The organism is Pediococcus ethanolidurans, assembly GCF_001437405.1.
In the GTDB taxonomy this organism is placed as follows: Bacteria; Bacillota; Bacilli; order Lactobacillales; family Lactobacillaceae; genus Pediococcus; species Pediococcus ethanolidurans.
Genome location: NZ_JQBY01000008.1, coordinates 39,202 through 55,994 on the forward strand (window position 1 = coordinate 39,202; position 16,793 = coordinate 55,994).

The window sequence follows — 16,793 nt, forward strand, 5'->3', positions numbered from 1 at the left end:
TGCAGCTTGAATAACTAAATCTATGTCGCGAATCTAGTCAGGATTTTTCTCTTCGATATTTGCATATTTAGTAACTGGCTCAAAGTTAACATTCAAATTAATTTCTGAAATAAATCTCTTCATTAAATTCACTTTAAATTCTTTGTTTATATCCTCTTCTTGGTAGAAAATTTGCCTCGTGAGATTACTTTCTTCGACAACATCACCATCAACTAGTCTGATTCTTCCAACTCCAGAAGTAACAGTCATAACCGCGACAAGTGAACCAACCGCACCCGCTCCAATAATACAAATTTTCATATTATGTATTTTTGGTTGTAAAATTTCTCCAGCAAATTTCAATTGACTGCATCTAGATTGTAAATACGACAATTGTTACCCATATCGAGCGTCTCTATTAAGTTCTGGTAAGGGAGTTTCATCAAAATTAAACTCTTTTCAAATTATCATACGTTCCTGTTTTTTGTTGTCGCAATAAATTTTTCTAAGGTAATTCCTTTATATACAATCTAAATTATAAATTCGATGTACTTATTAGATTTGAGTTTCAAATAATGATTTAATTTAGCCGAAAAGAATATATATTCATTACTAGGCATATGCTCGAAGCTCATTACAAAATTAATTGATAAATATTCCACTATAAACACCTCCATAAAAAAAGAAGCGGTAACCCACTTGACAAACCGAATCACACCAACAAATTAATTCACTTAATTTTTATATTGTTGACTTTAAATTAATATCTTGTTGTACCGCTTAGTTGTGGATCGGTTTACAAATACATTGTAATTTTCTTGTTTAATTCAACTTCATGCTCAACCGATTCAGTATCAATATGTTTCATGCTGCCAAATTAAAGGCCTTATTTTATTTTTCATAAAACCATCTCCATTTATTTTGAGTTACGGCTTGAAAAAAGAATACCATCATGAGTATTATTTGTAAATGATTAAAACGTTAATTTTATTATCATTTTAACCATAAAAATTTAAAAAAATTTTAGTTCCCCCACCTGTATAGCAAGTATTTTTTTGCTTTACACATTAGTGAGAATTCAGCTTACTCTAAAGATAATAAAAAAACATCGACCTAACCGAAGTTAGTCCGATGCCCAAAATTAATGGTGGTATCTGTATCACCATTACCAATGTATCTATATTGTAACCGCCTTCTTCTAAAAAATCTAGTATAATGCTTAGAAATTATGTATCCCTGAAAATACCCTGAAAATATTATTGTTGGCCGAATACTGCGTGTGAATTCAAATTTTTATAAAAGTATGGCTATAAATACCACCAACTGGGGACAATAATACCAGTTAATCCAAAGTAATTTCTTTTTCATAACCTGTATTTGCAATCAAATCAAGGAAACTATCACTAACAATGATAATCGGTAACAACTTTTTTTCATATTATTTAAATGCTACGTTTTTCAAAAATGATTCAACAAATTAAAATTCGACTATAAAATAATGTGAAAACGATTATAAATAGATGTACACTAGATATATTCAAATAAAATGTAAATTTCTATAAAAAATAAGGAATAGCAAACACACACAACAGATTTACTATATCGACAGTAAGAATCGTACATAATCTACTAATACTAAAAGCAATAAATAAAAACCGAGGCGAATAATGTTTATAACTCTAAAAAATATTTCTTATATAACTCCAAGTGGTATTAAACTTCTCAAAAATGTCACTTTAAATATTGACTCTACTTGGAAAACTGGACTCATGGGACCTAATGGTGCAGGAAAATCAACTCTACTAAATATATTAAGAAAAAGAATTGCTCCTTCAGGCGGGCAAATTTCAAACAATATAGCCGCGGGTTATTTTTCAAATTCTGTTAATTCTAGGATTAGTTCATCAATTACTGTAAACCAATACATTCATAACCATGTACACGATTTATCTTCTTTTAATAAAATGTGGTATGCATTCAAATTAAAAGACCAGTTAAAGAATCAGTTTCTAAAATCGTTAAGTAGTGGTGAATTAACTAAACTTTTATTAGCCATTTTATTAAGCAATCATTATGATTATTACATTTTAGATGAACCTACAGTTTCTTTAGATACTGACGGAATTAACACTCTTAAAGACATTTTGAATACCAAAAAAGGCTTTTTAATTGCGAGTCATGATGCCAATTTTTTGAGTGATTTAACTAATCATACAATGATTATTGATAATCAACAGATTTCCTTATATAAAACTAACACGCTTTCTGCTACAAATACTCAACGGCGTGTGACAGAGAGCCAAGATAAACAAAGACAAAGGGAAAAGAAGTCTATTAAATTACTTAAACAAAAATCAACTACCTTGCGTGAATGGGATAGAAAATCTAACTCAGATAATACTAAGTTTATAAGACGAGCCAAAAGTATTGAAAAAGAAATCAACAAACTCACTAAACAAATTCCCGATATAGATAAAGAAATCAAAAATAATCAGTTAAATTCAGTTTCAACATATTATAAGGCTACCTTAACAGTTGAAAATTTTTCGGTAGGATATAATGAGTATCCACTTTTTAATCCAATTAGTTTTTCCGCAAAACCTGGTAAAATAATTAGCCTTCATGGCCATAATGGTATTGGTAAAAGTTCTTTTTTAAACTTTATTAATCACACAGCTTCAAGTCAATTGAATAGTATTGGTAAATTACATATTTCAACTAATGCAATCACATTAGTTTCAAAAACTCAGACTCACCGACAATCTATTCTTAAGTTGTCTAAAAATAACTATGGCACTGATTTCATTAATGGCGTGCACAAACTAGGCATCGTTAGAGACAAATTTAACACGCCAATTATAAATTTAAGCTCCGGTGAACAAAAGAAAATTGATTTGTTACTTAGTTTGCTTGATAACAGTGCCTTGGTACTCTGGGACGAACCTAGTAACTATATTGACGTCCGCACCATTCAAATGTTAATTGATTTTGTGAAAATACAATCTAAAACAATTGTTGTTGTCGATCATAATTTCGATTTTCTTAAACATATATCTGATCAAATTATAAATTTATCAGCAGTAATGGATGAAGCTTAATATAGGTTCACATATTCGTAGCTATGTTGATTACGAATGACCTATTTATGATTTGTTTCCATCTGGTGTCTTCATTTACATGAACTCAATGGATAATAATAACAAGCAAAAGCCTTCTATCACAATGATAGAAAGCTTATTTTGTTACAAGAATTCAGAATTTACTGTAAACAATCACACCAGTCCTTGACATGGTAGCAAAAAGCTGTTGTGTTTCATTAATTGATACTGTAATATACTATTTATAATAATGTAATTAGGAGGAGGTAATATTATGTTAGTTTGGCGTGGAAAAGGTCTTTTGGTACTACTTGCAGGATTTTTAGGTGCTTTATTATCAGGTGCTGTGGCAGGACTTGGTTTCCCTGAAACAATTAGAAACTTTGTTATGTGGTTCGTATGGGGGTTAACCGCTGCAGGTATTAACTATCTATTCTGTCGCTGGTTCATCTCAACAAAAAAGAAAACATACATAGATGGTGAAACAGGACAAATAATAGAGGTTGGTGATGGTTCTTCTCTATTTTTTATCAAAAATAGAGTGTGGACATACGTTTACTTAGGTTTCTTTGGTCTTCTCGCCATTTTACAATTAATTTAAAGCAAAAGAAGTTACGATTAGTCGCAGCCTGCTATTTTCGCTGGGCTTTAGGACGGCTCAACAGACCAGAAGCAAAAAAATAAACATGATTCCCGCGGGATCGCGATCCCGCCTCCATCATGTCTTCACCTTTTTTATTTCCGCTGGACTTTAGGACGGCTCAGCTGACCAGAAGCAAAAAAAATAAACATGATTCCCGCGGGATCGCGATCCCGCCTCCATCACGTCTTCGCCTTTTTATTTCCGCTGGGCTTCAGGACGGCTCAGCAGACCAGAAAAAAGAATCTAAGCATGACTCACAGCGGGATTACGATCCCGCCTCCGTCATGCTTAGATTCTTTTTTCTAACGGTCTGCTTCGCCCACTTTTGGGTTAAAAACCTTACATTTTTCCAAATTAATGATATGATATTCATAAGAACCCATGAGAATGGAAGGTGAGCAACATGTTACAACAATATAAAAACATTTTAGCTCCAATTGATGGATCAAAAGTCACAGACACCGTCTTGAAAAAGGCCATTGAAGTTGCCAAACGCAATGACACTCATCTCGATATTCTAAACGTCCTTGAAGTCAATCAATTCAGTGATACCTATGGTGGTGCCGTCAGTGGTGACGTCATCTACAAACTCTCTGAAGATGTTCAAAAACGTTTAGCCGAACTAAAGAAACAAGCCGAAGATGCCGGTCTCAAAGACGTCAGTGTCCACGTTCGTTTTGGTAATCCTAAACCCGTCATCGCTACCGAGTTTCCTAAAGATCATCACAACGAATTAATTATGATTGGTTCAACTGGCTTAAACGCATTGGAACGTTTAATGGTCGGCTCAGTTGCTACTTATGTCAGCCGAAACGCAATTTGCGATGTTTTAGTTGTTAAACCCGAATCAAAATAAACTTTAATCTTTAAATTCAAAAGGCCAATCAGACACTTAGTTTGTTCGGGCCTTTTTTGTTATGGAGTGACCAAATATGAACTGGAATTATCAACGAATGCTCCCTTCCACCTTTCAATCAACAAATTTACGTAATTTATTACAAACTACTTGGGGCCTCTCTCGCAAAGAAGTTCATTTTTTGCGTATCAACCGCGCTGTTTTAATAAACGGTCACTATCAATCTATGAACACCATAGTCCGATCAGGTGATTCAATTAACCTAAAGTTTGCCTCGCCTGATTTTTCAACTCCCATTCCCAGCTTCTTACCTGATAGTGCCGCTAATTTAGAAATCTTATTTGAAACGGATGATCTTCTTATTGCCAACAAAGCCTCTGGTGTAAAAACACACGCTAATCAACCAAATGAAGTTGGTAGTCTCATGAATCATTTGGCGGCTTACTTAAACAACACATCTGCACATCCCTACAACGTACACCGTTTGGATCAGCAGACAAGTGGTGCTATTCTAGTAGTCAAGAATCCTGTTTTAATTCCTATTTATAATCGTTTTATTAAAAATAAAGTCGTTTACCGGACTTACCTTGCTGTGGTTCAAGGTAAATTTTCAAAACTTAAAGGTCAAATTTCGTTACCAATTGGTAAAACAAGTTTCGACAAACGGCAACGCGTTGTAAATGGCACAGATGCTGTAACCGCAAAAACGAATTATCGCGTTTTACAAATGTCTGCACATTACTCACTTATTGAAATTCAACTTCAAACAGGACGCACGCATCAAATTCGTGTGCATTTTGCAAGTCTAGGTCATCCAGTTGTTGGCGATCCCTTGTACAACCCCGAATATCGCACAGGACAGCGACTCGCCTTACATTCTTGGAAAATTAGTTTTCCACTTCCGTTTTCTACAGAAACAAAGACAATTACCGCCCCCATTCCGGAGCGCCTTCAAATCAAAAATTTTAATTAATAGAAAGAAGCCTGAAAAATTTGCCTACTAATGAAACCATCCATTTATTGACCCACCATCGCACCATTCGCCACTTTAAAGAGCAACCTCTAGATCAAAATACCATTCAAACTCTTTTAAATGCTGCCCAACGAACTTCTTCAAGTATGTTTATGCAGCAATTTAGCATAATTAGCGTAACAGACCCACAACTAAAAAAAGCATTCGCCGAAATCACCACTTATCCATTTACCGAAAACAACGGTCACTTGTTTATCATGATTGCAGACCAGCACCGAAATGAATTTATCGGCAACGAGGCTCACGCAAATACAAACTTGCTACATGATGGTGATCGTAGTTTAGCAGCTTTTGACGACGCTGCGTTAGCTGGTCAAAGTATTGTGACTGCTGCAGAAAGTATGGAATTAGGTGCAGTATTTTTGGGAAGTATTTTAAATGATGCCCAACAAGTAATTGATTTATTACATTTACCCAAGCTAACCTTTCCTGTTTTTGGTATTGCGGTTGGTTACCCGAACGAAAAACCGGATCTTAAACCACGCCTACCTTTGAAAAGCGTTCATTTTGAAAATTGCTATCAAGAACCTGATAAAGATACCTTAGACGCGTACGATCAGACTATTCAAACCTACTACGCTCAGAGAAGTTCAAACAATCGAACAGAAACTTTCCGTCATCATATTATTCATGATATGCAGGTCAGTCCCAAAAAGCGTTCCGAAATTTTGTCCGTTTTAAAACGACAAGGGTTTTTCTTAAAAAACTAATCTATCAAAAAAAGATCGAAATTTAAAATTTCGGTCTTTTTATTTATACCATTTTTAAATTACTTAAGTGGTTTCCAAGTCCAATCTTTAACTTCAGGAAGATCGTCTCCGTTATCACGAATATAGTTGTAATGTTTAACCAGTTTATTATCCATTTCTTGAATAAAGTCAGCACCGGTTTGTGCATACTCAGGAACATCAGAAATAGCCTCTTTTGCTAAATCAAATCGATCCAACTGGTTTACAACCCGCATATCAAACGGTGTTGTAATGTCCCCATCTTCACGATAACCATGAACATGAATATTATGATTATGACGATCAAAGAATATCGACTTAATCAAATCTTCGTAACCATGGAATGCAAAGATAACTGGTGTATCCTTCGTAAAGTAATGATCAAACTCTTTGTCAGATAATCCACGAGCATTCACTTTTGGACTCTGCAATTTAAGCAAATCAATCACATTAATGAAACGAATCTTCAAGTCTGGGAAGTGGTCATGCAAAATATTGATTGCTGCCAAACTTTCCATATTTGGTTCTGTACCTGCAGCTGCAAAAATAATATCCGGTTTTGCACCCTGATCCGTACTTGCCCAATCAATTATGCCTAAGCCATTTTTAGCCAGTACTTCTGCTTCTTCAATTGAGTAGAACTGTGGTCGTGGTTGTTTTGAAGTAACCAAGACATTAATTTTTTCACGATCATTCATAATCAACGGACTAACCGCCAGCAATGAATTGGCATCAGCTGGTAAATACTCACGGATAAATGCTGGCTTTTTCTCTGCCATATGAGTCAGAATGCCAGGATCCTGATGCGTATATCCATTATGATCTTGCTGGAAACTAGTCGAAGTTGAAACAACATTCAAAGATGGATAATCTTTTCGCCATTTCAATTCACTAGCTTTACGTAACCACTTGAAATGTTGCGTTAACATCGAGTCCACAACTCTTAAGAAAGCTTCATAACTTGTAAAGATACCATGGCGTCCGGTCAACGTATAACCTTCTAACCATCCTTCAGCCTGATGTTCAGAAAGTTGGGCGTCCAAGATTCGACCAGCCGGTGCCAAATCTTCATCCCAATCCTTTTTAATCGGATCAATCCACTGACGATTGGTTGTTTCAAACAAACCATACAAACGATTGGACATTGTTTCATCTGGTCCAAACATACGGAAATTTTCAGGATTTAATTTGATCACATCTCGTAAATAATCTGACCAAACAATCATATCCTGTTTAACATTTGCGCCCCGTTTAGTTGTATCAACTGCATACTTACGAAAATCAGGCAATCGTAAATCATGAGGATTTACCCCACCATTGGTAATTGGATTGGCCGCCATTCGTTTATCACCCTGCGGTGCAATGGCAGCTATTTCGGGTTTAAGTTTGCCATTATCATCAAATAATTCTTCAGGCTTATATGACTTCATCCAGTCGACCAACGCATCAGAATGTTGCATGTCAGCCTGATCCACAGGAATCGGAATCTGATGAGCACGGAACGTTCCTTCAATGACCGCACCATCCCAGGTTTTAGGACCAGTCCACCCTTTTGGTGAACGGAAAATAATTATTGGCCAATTTGGTAACGCTGGATCATTATTTTCACGGGCATGTTTTTGAATGGCCTCAATTTGTTCAACAGCTGAATCCATGGCCGTAGCCATCTCTAGATTCAGCTTTTTAATACCTTGATCTTTCACCTCAACAAAGATTGGATTCCAGTTTAAGCCTTCAAAGTATTGTTTAATCTTTTCATCAGACATTCGGCTAAATAACGTTGGGTTACTTAATTTGTAACCATTAATATCTAGAATCGGTAAAACTGCCCCATCATTAATGGGATTAATAAATTTATTTGATTGCCATGAAGTTGCCAAAGGACCCGTTTCGGCTTCACCATCACCCACAACAACTGCAGCAATTTGATCTGGATTATCCAAAATCGCACCAGTTCCATGTGAAAGTGAATAGCCTAGCTCGCCACCTTCATGAATGGATCCGGGAGTCACTGGAGCAGCATGAGATGCTACACCACCTGGCCAAGAAAATTGACGGAAAAGCTTCTTCATGCCGGTCTCATCCTGAGTAATTTCAGGATAGATTTCAGTATAACTGCCATCTAAATAAGAATTTGATACCATGACCTGGCCACCATGACCTGGGCCTTCAACATAAAACATATTTAAATTATATTTATTAATTACCCGATTTAAATGAGCATAAACATAGTTTTGTCCAGAAATTGTTCCCCAATGCCCAATTGGATGAACCTTTACATCGTCTTCTTTTAAAGGACGTTTAAGCAACGGATTATCTTTTAAATAAAGTTGCCCCACTGACAGATAATTTGCCGCACGCCAAAATTTATCAAGATTTTCAAAATATGATTTTGATGAATAATCAACAGTCATTGTAGTGCTCCTTTTCATATAAGAATGTCTATTTTACTATCGTAAAATCCTATCTTCAATACGGATGTCCATCCTCGCTACACTGCTTAAGCAGCTAGTCGGACTGGCTCCTTTTCATAATAAGAATGTCTATTTTACTATCGTAAAATCCTATCTTCAATACGGATGTCCATCCTCGCTACACTGCTTAAGCAGCTAGTCGGACTGGCTCCTTTTCATAATAAGAATGTCTATTTTACTATCGTAAAATCCTATCTTCAATACGGATGTCCATCCTCGCTACACTGCTTAAGCAGCTAGTCGGACTGGCTCCTTTTCATAATAAGAATGTCTATTTTACTATCGTAAAATCCTATCTTCAATACGGATGTCCATCCTCGCTACACTGCTTAAGCAGCTAGTCGGACTGGCTCCTTTTCATATAAGAATGTCTATTTTACTGACCCAAAATTTTATTTTTAAAACAAATGTTTATTCTAACTACACGAATTAGCTCCCTTCAAATAGTTAACCTTTAAGCATTGTTATCGAATACAACACTATGATAACGCGATCTTTCCTCGTGGTCAACTAATTTAAAAATTGATACGGTCCAATTTAAAAACGATTAAAAAAACAGTTAACCTGTATGTTATGGTTAGCTGTTTTTCGACGTATTATGAATTGAACTAAAGGTTGAAAGTATCAAAATCACTTCAATAACTGATGTTAAACGACTTAGTTTATGAAAAGTAGTTTACTGCCGTCCTGCGGCTCACATGGTCTGGAACGGGGTGGGCACGATTTGAAGCCAAGAAGAACACTTGTCTTCAAACTCGGCCTTATCCTAAGTAATAAATTACTAAGGATAATTTCACCCCTGAGACCAATCGCCTCCGGACTAAGAACGTTTTTGTATCAGGCAACGAGATACGTTTTTGTAGTTTCAACCTTTAGGAATTGAAAACGAATTTGTTATTAATACTTCTGTATTTAAACCTTCAGATGTATAAATTAAAGTTTTCGTGTCATCAAAATAAAGGGGTAAATTGACTTATTTGTTTCCTGTGTGTGTTTCTTTTGAGACATAAAACCTGCCTTAGCATATACTTTTTGAGCGCGAACATTAAATTCAGCAACATCTAAAGCAACTTCGGAAAAACTATAATTATTTTTGATAAATTTAAGAATTAGTTGCAAAAATTCTAAACCCTTTCCTTTACCAGTTTCATCCGGTCTCAGCCCTAACCCTACTTCTACTTGTTCTGAATTATTTCCTGAATCCAATGCAAAAAAACCAACCAGTTGGTTATTATCTGTTGTCACTTGAAAATAATGATCTGCTCGAAGGTTAGGTGAAATAATCTCTTCATAATCTTCAGGATCTTCGTTCATATTATAAAAAGCATATTCATCATTATATCGCCAATCATCCGCAATTATTAGAGCATTTTTTTGACTTAATTGTGCAATTTGGTATGTCATAACTTTCACCAATCGTTTTTACTTTAATTCCACCAATGCGTTATATTTCATATACTGGTAATGCAAACGCATATTGGATAATTCAAACGGTGTGCCATCATCCAAGAAAAAGATTCCCGACATCACACCAACGGGTTCCTGAGGTGTTAAATTTAACAATTTTTGATCCTCTTCAGTAGAAGGTTGAGCCTCAATTGATAAAAATGACTTGGTTACCGTTTGATTTTTCTTATCTTCTAAATAATTAAAAATAGAACCCGAAACAATCGTCCGCGACAATTCAGGTGCAATTTTGATAGGAATATAACCTGTTTCAATCATAACAGGTTGATCATCCAACAATCGTAGTCTACGAATCTGATAAACAAAATCTTCAGCCGCTAAGAAAAGATCCGTTTGCATTTCTTTAGTGGCTGGAATAACAGAAAAGTCTAAAACTTTTATCCCCGGCTTTTTTCCATCCGCACGCATGCTGTCTGTGACACCTAAATTAGAACCTTCATAATTAAACAAAGAACGGTTCTTTAAATAAAGTGGATTCACAAATGTCCCTGAGCCACGTTTTTTAAACACAATTCCTTCATTTGCAAGCACATTGAGTGCCCGTTTAATTGAACTGCGGCTCACGCCATACTGACTGGTAAGGGTGCGCTCATCTGGCAACTTTTTTGCCGGGAATTCATTATCAAAGATTCGTTTTTCCAAATCTTTTAAAATTGTTTTATATACCAAATCAGCCAACACACGCACCTCTTCAACTTTTTCATTTATTTACTTTGATTATAGCATATCCCTATACTAGGCGTTTTTTGATCTACACAACATGTAACTGACTTATGCTAAAATGAAGTTCAGGAAGGTGAACATCATTTCTAAAAAAAATAAGAAAAATAAAATAGATAAAACCCTGGTTGAAAAAATTTTGGATAAGGCCAATATGAAATATGAACAGTATGTCTTTCCAACAAAACAAGAGGGCGATGTTGAACAATTACAAGTTGACCATCTTAAAGAGGATGAACATCGTATTTACAAGACCCTTGCGTTGACTGGCAACAAAACTGGGCCACTGGTAGGTGTTTTGCCTATTGATGAACATTTAAGCTACAAAAAACTGGCAAAGGCTTCTGGTAATAAAAAGGTGGGAATGATTCCTCTAAAAGAGCTAGTGAAGACAACCGGATATGAACACGGGGCAAATACGCCAATTGGTATTTATGAAACGAAACATTTTCCAATTTATATTTCCGATATTGCACAAAAACAAGGAGAAATTATTGTTTCTTCTGGAAAAATTGGTCGTTCAGTTAAAATAGACGCTAATGATCTTAAAAAACTAGTTCATGGAACCTTTGCTGATCTGACCGAATAAAAAAGATATGACGCAATGAAGTTGTTTAACTTCACGTGTCATATCTTTTTTTCTCTAACTACTTAACGAAGGTCAATGTTCAGAACTTACAAACAAAATCTTAAAAAATTATGCTTGGTTCTTCAAAATTGGTTGCCAACTCTTCATTGCATTTTTCTCTGAATAACGGTCACCAATTTCATAAGCCTTTTCACTATACTTGGCCAACGTATCTGGATCACTCAGTAGATCAATAATAGCGCGACTAAACAAGAATACGTCACCATCACCTTCGTCAATTAAGCGACCATTTTCTTTATCTTTAATAATTTCACTTGGACCATAATTACTGTTAAAAGCTACGGCCGGAACACCATGAGCCATTGCTTCAATCATGGCCAGTGGCATTGCATCCGATCGACTTGCCCCAACAAACAATTCGGATTGATTATAGACAGCCGTTAAATCATAAACAAAACCACGAAAATGAACTTGTTGACCAACCTTTAAATCCTGAGCAAGTTTTGTAAAATCATCAACATCCTTTTTACTACCATAACCATATAAATCCAGTGTAACATTTGGAATTTTATCATTCACAATTTGTAAACTACGAATCAAACGATCAATTTGTTTTTCTGCCGTTAATCGGCCAACGTACAACAAACGATTCTCAATTCGATTGCGATGAACAACATGTGGTTCGTTTCTAGTTTTATTCAAAACTGTGGTTCCTGAAATAACATAAATCGGCACTTGCGGATGATTTAATTTTTGCGCCAAATCCCGTTTTTGAGCTTCTGTCATGACAATGATGCCATCTAACTCATCAATTCGTGTCCCAAATACTGGTTCATATGCTGCATCAAACGCACTTCGGACCGGTTCCTGTGGATTAACAGCATGAACGATTGGCAAAGAAACATACTTGTGTGCCAAGGTGACCATGTTTAACATCGGCACATTGGTCTGTGCTGGTCGATCAGCGATAAACGTTTGATGACTACCGCCCTTACGGTTCAATTCATCCAAGAAAAAGGTAAATAGTTCATCTAAATTATCAAAGTTATAATCCTCACCCTTATAGTCAATCAACTTTAGTAAAGAATTAACTGGTCGTCCATTTGCATCATGCATGTAATAAGATTCATACACTCGTTTACCCTCGGGCGTGAACATAAATTCAGCTGCAGGATCTCCCGTTGGTGTGTAGTACTTATCCATAGACTTAAACCCACGCCAATCGTAAAATTCTGTTTTGGCTTTGTTCCCATACGCATCATAATAGTCAACATAGGAAACTTGTCCAAAAGTGCTGCTAGCAAAATAGACATCTCCGACAACACGATCACCATCATAAATGCGACTAAAATCCGCACCCTGATCAACTTCATAAGCCTTAGGAAGATTTAAATCGATTGTTTTAAGAACTTTAGATTTTTCAATATGTTCGGCATTTTGAAAAAAGTCAAACATATTGACAACATCGTCATCACTTAAACTCAGTTTATCCATGTTACGATGTAATTCTTGATTATAATCACGAGTCACAATTTTTGCATCGACATGATTATTTTTAAAAAGGTGAATACGATTTATTTCTGTATATTCAAGTCCCGAATTCAAAGCCATCAAATATTCATTCAAAAAGTAAATCATCTATTCCGCCTCCTTTGCAGTTTGTTTCTCAAAGAATTTATCAGCATCTTCAATCAATTGTTGCCAATCTTTCCAAATTGATTTTTCACTGAAACGTTCACGACTCACATACGCATTGTCGCTATATTGACGTAACTGATCTTGATTTATCATAAGATCAATTAATGCTTGCGCGAAAGCTTTGTAATCGCCGTCTTTGACAAGTTTGCCGCTAAAATCATCTTCAATAATATCAGAAGGTCCATACGGAATGTCATATGCGACCACTGGTAGTCCATGAGACTGAGCTTCCAAAACTGCTAGCGCAAAGCCTTCAACCCGACTTGTCAAAACAGAAACTTGAGCCTTGTCCATCACGTCACCAATATTTGGCGTATACCCTTTAAACTGCACGACATCATCCAAACTGAGATCCTTAACCTGTTGTTTCAATTCTTTATCGGTTTTACCGTCTCCATAGCCCCAAAAATCTAGCGTAGTTTGCGGTAAATTTTTATGCACAATGGCAAATGCTTTGACTAAGTGATCCAAGCGTTTTTCAGGGAAAAGTCGTGCGACAACAATAATCTTTCCCAAAGTTCGATCTGTAAATGGAACCTTATCCTTCTTCATGAGGGCGTTTGGCACAATGCCAACTGGAATTGTGAAAATTGGTGTTTGCTTTTCATCAAAACGCAGCTTAGCGTCAGCAGTTTGTCGATGTGTAGAATCAACCACAGCATTCCAATCTGTGAAATTATTTAATGAAAATTCAAAATTATTATTTAACAGTCGATCCATTGGATTATTTGGATCGGCAGTATGGGCATTATGTAAAAACAGGACTTTATAAGCCTTAGTCTTCATGTGAAGTAGTGACCACTCGGTTTCGACTGCCCGGTCTGATATAAACACATTATGACCCGCATCAGCCTTATTAAGTTGATCGAAGAAGAACCGTTGTAATCCTTTTAAACCAGTAAACTCGTAATCTTGTCCATGAAAGTCTACGATGCGCAACAAAGAATTCTGGATTTTTCCTTGACCATCATTAAAGTAGAACGATTCATAAACTAATTTACCTTCTGGCGATAAAATTTGTTCGTTGCTAACGCCGCCCTGTGGATTATGGATTTCAATAATTGATAAAAAGCCACGATGATCATAGCGTTCTCGGCGTAAAAGGTTGCCAGCATAGTCAAAATAGCTTGCTGTTTGCACTTGTGAATCATGCGCACTCCATGGTTCAATGCGCACAGCTACTCTTCCGCGTAAATCTTTTGCAGTATAGGTATAAGTACCCTTATCGCGTCGTAATTTACAACCGTGTGGCAACTTGACATCTTTAGCCGTCAATTCTTTGGTCTTAAAATCTTCGGATCCTTGTAAGAATTCAAATAAATTAATATGATTTTTTTCAGAGATTCCGGCTATTTTTAAATTATGATGCAAGTCTACTTCAAAATTGCGAGTCACAATTTTGTTTGCAATTCCATAGTCATTGAATAAATTTACCCGCTTAATTTGAGCATGTTCGATACCAGATTTATTTAAAGGAATGGTCGTATTCAGAAAGTAATACATAAAATCCCACCTTTTCAGTTTAAAATTGAGTTTATATCCTGATTATAGCAGAAAATGTTACCGTTTTAACAACCGCAATAAAAAACGTTCATATCATTACTGATTTTCAGTAACAATACAAACGTAATTTCAAAAAACTATTTTAGAAATCTAAGCTTTCATGACGTAATTTTGGTAAGCGTTTGGCAACTGTTTTAATATTCAATAGATCCCAATCTTCCAAGTTATGAGAGATAGAGTTTTTACCCCATGATCCACAACCTAAAGTTAATGAAGGCGTGATGTTGTTATACTTATAGCCAATTGCACCTTGAGAAGTTGGTGTGTTAATTAGAATTCGACAAGCATCCATTTCAAGAGCAAAGCGAGTAATTAAATCATCATCTTCGGTATGCAAGCCAACTGTATGTCCTAAACCACCAAGGTTTAAGCCACGTTTCATTAAATGCATTGCATCATCTTGACTAGTAGCCTTAACCATGGTCAAAACTGGTGATAACTTTTCATGAGAAAGAATATAGTCACCGCCAAGTCCATCCATTTCAGCTACTAAGAATTTGGCATCCTTAGGACAATCCTCAATACCAGACCATTGTGCAATTGCATAGGCAGATTGACCGGCAACCTTAGGATTGACAGATTCTTTTTCACGATTCATAACAGTGTACGCAAAGTTTTCCATGTCTGCTGATTTAACGAAATAAGCACCACGAGCTTTTAAGCCACTTTTTACTTCGTCATAAATATCAGCATCTACCACCATGTTTGATTCGGAAGCACAAATCATACCGTTATCAAATGATTTCGATAAAACAATATCATCTAGTGATTGTTTAATATTAGCTGATTTTTCAACGTAAACTGGTACGTTACCAGGTCCAACACCTAATGCAGGTTTACCTGTTGAATAAGCTGATTTAACCATCCCAGCACCACCAGTTGCAACAACTGTTGCGATACCATCATGATTCATCAAATCAGTTGTAGCAGCCATACTTGGTTTTGTAATCCATTGAACACAGTTCTCAGGAGCACCAGCTTTTACAGCTGCTTCTGCAATTACCTTTCCTGTTTCGACACAAGTTTTTTGTGCAAATGGATGAAAAGCAAATACAATTGGGTTTCGTGTTTTAATTGCCAACAATGCATTATGAAAAACAGTTGAACTTGGGTTAGTTACAGGGGTCGCACTTGCAATAACACCAACTGGTTCAGCAATCTTCATAATACCAGTTTCCTTATCATCACTGATAATACCAACTGTGCGGTCATTTTTAATTGAATTATAGATATCTTTAGTCGCGAATTGGTTCTTAATAACCTTATCCTCATAAACACCACGACCAGTTTCATCAACCGCCATTTTTGCAAGCTTCTGACGAGCATGGTAACCTGCTTCTGCCATTGCGTGCACAATCTTGTCAATTTGTTCTTGATCCATGACACTGAGACGATCTAAAGCAATATGAGCTTTCTTAACAAGGTCATTGACCATAGCTTGTGGTTCATCAATTGCCTTCTTGTTATCTAAATCTTTAATCATATTATATTATTCTTCCTCTCAGAATGAGTATGTTATTCGCTTCACAATTACAATTGTATCTTTCTAATATTCTTTTGTAAATGCAAATTGATTACATAATCTGAAACTGATAGAAATCATTGTTCGCTACGTTATCAAAGGATTTGTACTTTGTGAAAAAAAGGATGTCTCATAATTATTGCTACAGATATTGTTTGTGAATTTTAGCACAAAAAGTAATCGCTTACTTCACAAACTTTTTTATGATTGGTAGAACACTCAATTCGGTCAAAACTATCTAATTATTAAATGGTTCGGTCCAATTTTTTTGGATTTTAAAATACTTGCTTACTCTCCATCTCACCCTCCCTGCCTTTTTTTCGCTAAGCCTTAGGACAGTTTCACAAGTCAGCCGTAATATGCTAAGTAAGATTCCTGTGGGATTGCGATCCCATCCTCCAATCACCCTTCTCTGCCTTTTTC

The 16,793-nt window shown here is 35.9% G+C and carries 13 protein-coding genes; 6 read left to right on the plus strand and 7 right to left on the minus strand.

Annotation, left to right across the window (positions count from 1 at the left end; translation table 11 throughout):
- Positions 1-33: 33 nt before the first annotated feature.
- The gene (locus IV87_RS04605; RefSeq protein WP_057805928.1) at positions 34-342 is read right to left on the minus strand and encodes a HesA/MoeB/ThiF family protein; all 309 of its coding nucleotides are present in this window, start codon (positions 340-342) and stop codon (positions 34-36) included.
- A gap of 1,304 nt (positions 343-1,646) precedes the next feature.
- On the opposite strand from IV87_RS04605, the gene IV87_RS04610 reads away from it, so the two are divergent.
- From IV87_RS04610 to IV87_RS04630, 5 genes are all read left to right on the plus strand, one after another.
- The gene (locus IV87_RS04610; RefSeq protein ID WP_057805930.1) at positions 1,647-3,077 is read left to right on the plus strand and encodes an ATP-binding cassette domain-containing protein; all 1,431 of its coding nucleotides are present in this window, start codon (positions 1,647-1,649) and stop codon (positions 3,075-3,077) included.
- Positions 3,078-3,351: 274 nt separating this feature from the next.
- Positions 3,352-3,678, plus strand: coding sequence for a hypothetical protein (locus IV87_RS04615; protein ID WP_057805932.1), 327 nt, complete (start codon positions 3,352-3,354; stop codon positions 3,676-3,678).
- A gap of 445 nt (positions 3,679-4,123) precedes the next feature.
- Entirely contained in the window at positions 4,124-4,576 is a 453-nt protein-coding gene (locus tag IV87_RS04620) for a universal stress protein (RefSeq protein WP_057805934.1), read from the plus strand.
- 76 nt (positions 4,577-4,652) lie between these two features.
- Complete coding sequence (locus tag IV87_RS04625) at positions 4,653-5,549, plus strand: RluA family pseudouridine synthase (RefSeq protein ID WP_057805936.1); 897 nt, start codon at positions 4,653-4,655, stop codon at positions 5,547-5,549.
- Between the two features lie 20 nt (positions 5,550-5,569).
- The gene (locus IV87_RS04630) at positions 5,570-6,319 is read left to right on the plus strand and encodes an NADPH-dependent oxidoreductase (protein WP_057805938.1); all 750 of its coding nucleotides are present in this window, start codon (positions 5,570-5,572) and stop codon (positions 6,317-6,319) included.
- Between the two features lie 59 nt (positions 6,320-6,378).
- Here IV87_RS04630 and IV87_RS04635 read toward each other — a convergent pair whose 3' ends face one another.
- The 3 genes from IV87_RS04635 to IV87_RS04645 all read right to left on the minus strand — a co-directional run bounded on the left by IV87_RS04635 (position 6,379) and on the right by IV87_RS04645 (position 10,956).
- Complete coding sequence (locus IV87_RS04635) at positions 6,379-8,751, minus strand: phosphoketolase family protein (RefSeq protein ID WP_143053165.1); 2,373 nt, start codon at positions 8,749-8,751, stop codon at positions 6,379-6,381.
- A 993-nt stretch (positions 8,752-9,744) separates the two neighbouring features.
- Positions 9,745-10,215, minus strand: coding sequence for a GNAT family N-acetyltransferase (locus tag IV87_RS04640; RefSeq protein WP_057805942.1), 471 nt, complete (start codon positions 10,213-10,215; stop codon positions 9,745-9,747).
- Positions 10,216-10,233: 18 nt separating this feature from the next.
- Positions 10,234-10,956 carry a GntR family transcriptional regulator gene (locus IV87_RS04645; RefSeq protein WP_057805944.1) on the minus strand — a complete coding sequence of 241 codons (723 nt, stop codon included), beginning with the start codon at positions 10,954-10,956 and terminating at the stop codon, positions 10,234-10,236.
- Positions 10,957-11,083: 127 nt separating this feature from the next.
- Between IV87_RS04645 and ybaK the strand changes: the two genes are divergently transcribed.
- Entirely contained in the window at positions 11,084-11,587 is a 504-nt protein-coding gene (ybaK, locus tag IV87_RS04650; protein ID WP_082623518.1) for a Cys-tRNA(Pro) deacylase, read from the plus strand.
- Positions 11,588-11,695: 108 nt separating this feature from the next.
- Here ybaK and asp1 read toward each other — a convergent pair whose 3' ends face one another.
- The 3 genes from asp1 to IV87_RS04665 all read right to left on the minus strand — a co-directional run bounded on the left by asp1 (position 11,696) and on the right by IV87_RS04665 (position 16,283).
- A complete protein-coding gene (gene asp1, locus IV87_RS04655; protein ID WP_057805947.1) occupies positions 11,696-13,225 on the minus strand; it encodes an accessory Sec system glycosyltransferase Asp1 in 1,530 nt (509 codons plus the stop codon).
- Complete coding sequence (locus tag IV87_RS04660) at positions 13,226-14,788, minus strand: glycosyltransferase (RefSeq protein WP_057805949.1); 1,563 nt, start codon at positions 14,786-14,788, stop codon at positions 13,226-13,228.
- Between the two features lie 142 nt (positions 14,789-14,930).
- Positions 14,931-16,283 carry an aldehyde dehydrogenase family protein gene (locus IV87_RS04665; RefSeq protein ID WP_476704016.1) on the minus strand — a complete coding sequence of 451 codons (1,353 nt, stop codon included), beginning with the start codon at positions 16,281-16,283 and terminating at the stop codon, positions 14,931-14,933.
- Between the last annotated feature and the right edge of the window lie 510 nt (positions 16,284-16,793).

Excerpts from the sequence above, each read along its gene's own strand:
- IV87_RS04610 (WP_057805930.1), top strand. The coding sequence starts at position 1,647 with ATGTTTATAACTCTAAAAAATATTTCTTATATAACTCCAAGTGGTATT.
- IV87_RS04615 (WP_057805932.1), top strand. The coding sequence starts at position 3,352 with ATGTTAGTTTGGCGTGGAAAAGGTCTTTTGGTACTACTTGCAGGATTT.
- IV87_RS04620 (WP_057805934.1), top strand. The coding sequence starts at position 4,124 with ATGTTACAACAATATAAAAACATTTTAGCTCCAATTGATGGATCAAAA.
- IV87_RS04625 (WP_057805936.1), top strand. The coding sequence starts at position 4,653 with ATGAACTGGAATTATCAACGAATGCTCCCTTCCACCTTTCAATCAACA.
- IV87_RS04635 (WP_143053165.1), bottom strand. The coding sequence starts at position 8,751 with ATGACTGTTGATTATTCATCAAAATCATATTTTGAAAATCTTGATAAA.
- IV87_RS04640 (WP_057805942.1), bottom strand. The coding sequence starts at position 10,215 with ATGACATACCAAATTGCACAATTAAGTCAAAAAAATGCTCTAATAATT.
- asp1 (WP_057805947.1), bottom strand. The coding sequence starts at position 13,225 with ATGATTTACTTTTTGAATGAATATTTGATGGCTTTGAATTCGGGACTT.
- IV87_RS04660 (WP_057805949.1), bottom strand. The coding sequence starts at position 14,788 with ATGTATTACTTTCTGAATACGACCATTCCTTTAAATAAATCTGGTATC.
- IV87_RS04665 (WP_476704016.1), bottom strand. The coding sequence starts at position 16,283 with ATGGTCAATGACCTTGTTAAGAAAGCTCATATTGCTTTAGATCGTCTC.